Below are 2369 nucleotides of genomic sequence, written 5' to 3' on the forward strand. Positions count from 1 at the left end.
GCAAACAGAACTGCATGTGCCAAGGCCTAGTCTGATGTAGAAAGAGCGCCCCATCTGAACAGGGCGCTCCTTTCAATTTCGTCGGATCAGCGTGGTACCAAGATCGTACGGGATCATTCCCACTCGATCGTGCCCGGCGGCTTCGAGGTAATGTCGTAGGTGACGCGGTTGATGCCGCGCACTTCGTTGACGATGCGTCCTGCAACACGGTTCAGGAAGCCGAAATCGAAGGGGTAGACCTCAGCCGTCATGCCGTCCGTGCTGGTTACGGCGCGCAGAGCACAGGCCTGGTCGTAGGTGCGGCCATCACCCATCACACCCACGGTGCGGACCGGAAGCAGCACAGCAAATGCCTGCCAGATGGCATCATAAAGCCCGGCATTGCGGATTTCTTCCAGATAGATCGAGTCCACCTTGCGCAGCAGATCGAGCTTTTCGCGATCGATTGCGCCCGGAATACGGATCGCAAGGCCCGGCCCAGGGAAGGGATGACGCCCGACAATGGCTTCTGGGATACCAAGCTCGCGACCCAGGGCGCGCACTTCGTCCTTAAACAACTCGCGCAGCGGCTCGACCAGCTTCATGTTCATGCGGTCGGGCAAACCGCCGACATTATGATGCGACTTGATCGTGACCGAAGGACCGCCGGTGAAGCTGACGGACTCAATCACATCCGGATAAAGCGTGCCTTGCGCAAGGAACTGTGCACCGCCCAGCTTGGTGGCCTCTTCCTCGAACACCTCGATAAACAGACGCCCGATGGTCTTGCGCTTCACCTCCGGGTCCGTCACGCCAGCCAGGGCGTTCAGGAAGAGATCAGACGCATCGCGATGAACAAGGCTGATATTGAAGCGGCCACGGAAAGTCTTGACCACTTCATCTGCTTCGCCCGCGCGCAAAATGCCTGGATCGACGAAAATGCAGGTGAGCTGATCGCCAATGGCATCATGGATCAGCTTCGCCGCCACGGAGGAGTCAACGCCCCCTGACAGACCACAGATCACACGACCAGAGCCTACCTGCTCGCGGATACGGGCAATTTCGAGGTCGCGGAAGCCGGCCATGGTCCAGGTGCCCTTACAACCGGCAACCTCATGCGTGAAGTTCTTGATCAGCGCGGCACCATGCGGGGTGTGCACCACTTCCGGATGGAACTGCACACCATAAAGGCGACGCCCCTCATCGGCGATGATGGCAAACGGTGCCCCTTCCGACCACGCGACAGCGCGGAAACCGGGCGGAAGCGCCGTAACGCGATCACCGTGGCTCATCCAGACCTGCTCACGATGGCCGCGGGACCAGGCACCACGGAACAGGGCGCAATCTTCGGCAATCTCGATGTGAGCCCGACCGAATTCACGGTGCTCATGGGTTTCTACCTTGCCGCCGAGACGCGCGCACATCGCCTGCTGGCCATAGCAGATGCCCAGCACGGGAACATTAAGGTCGAACACGACATCGGGGATCTGCGGTGCGTTGTCGTCATGAACGCTGGCCGGGCTGCCAGAGAGGATGATGCCACGCGGGTGGAAACCGCGGATCTTCTCTTCTGTCGCGGTGAAGGGCCAGATTTCGCAATAGACGCCACTCTCGCGCACGCGGCGGGCAATGAGCTGCGTGACCTGACTGCCGAAATCGAGGATAAGGATACGATCTTCATGAAGCTGCAGGTCGAGGTTATCGGCGTTTTGCGGGGCGGTGTCGGTCATGGCGCTCTTTCAACACGTCGTGCATGGGCAAGTTCTGTGGGCATCGTATAGGATGTTCGTCGTGCATCGTCATCCCAAACGACGCGTTATGCCCGCCTAAATGTCACCATTCCTTCATTCAGACGAGACCGATATGTCGCATTCCCGCTTTCGCCCCCTGCCCTGCGCGGCGCTCCTTGGTGTGATCGGGGCGCTTTCGGCCTGCTCCTCCCCCCAATCCCCGAGCAAGGACCCGGTCGGTCTCTGGACGGGAGCACTTGTCACCGATGAAGGAAGCTGCCCGACGAACACGGACTCGACCTTGCAGATTGGCAGCAAGGCCATCAGCTTCACGCCCGGCGATAACGCACTCGTTCTGAAGGGTGTACGTGGGGCCGACCCGCACCACTATCATGCGCAGCTCGATCTCAAGGATGCGCAGGGCAAACCCTACAGCATCGTGTTCAATGGGTATCCTGTCGGCAATGCCATAGGGGGCATCTATGGTGCGCCCACATGCCGCGCCCATATTGTCATGACCCGTCCAAATCATTGATTGAAAAAAATTCTTTTTCCCTCTTGCGGGGTCGGGAAACTCGCAGTAGAACCCGCCCCACGACGCACCCGTAGCTCAATTGGATAGAGCACCAGACTACGAATCTGGGGGTTAGAGGTTCGAGT

The 2369-nt window shown here is 59.3% G+C and carries 2 protein-coding genes; one reads left to right on the forward strand and one right to left on the reverse strand.

Translation table 11 applies throughout. From position 1 onward, the window contains the following. Positions 1-113: 113 nt before the first annotated feature. Positions 114-1709 (reverse strand): glutamine-hydrolyzing GMP synthase, encoded by a 1596-nt coding sequence (gene guaA / locus P792_RS26630; RefSeq protein ID WP_023978369.1) that lies wholly within the window; start codon positions 1707-1709, stop codon positions 114-116. A gap of 133 nt (positions 1710-1842) precedes the next feature. Here guaA and P792_RS26635 point away from each other — a divergent pair, with 133 nt between their 5' ends. Beyond that, complete coding sequence (locus tag P792_RS26635) at positions 1843-2244, forward strand: hypothetical protein (RefSeq protein WP_031240525.1); 402 nt, start codon at positions 1843-1845, stop codon at positions 2242-2244. Positions 2245-2369 lie beyond the last annotated feature (125 nt).

It is taken from the genome of Asaia sp. SF2.1, from assembly GCF_000505765.1.
GTDB classification, from domain to species: Bacteria; Pseudomonadota; Alphaproteobacteria; order Acetobacterales; family Acetobacteraceae; genus Asaia; species Asaia bogorensis.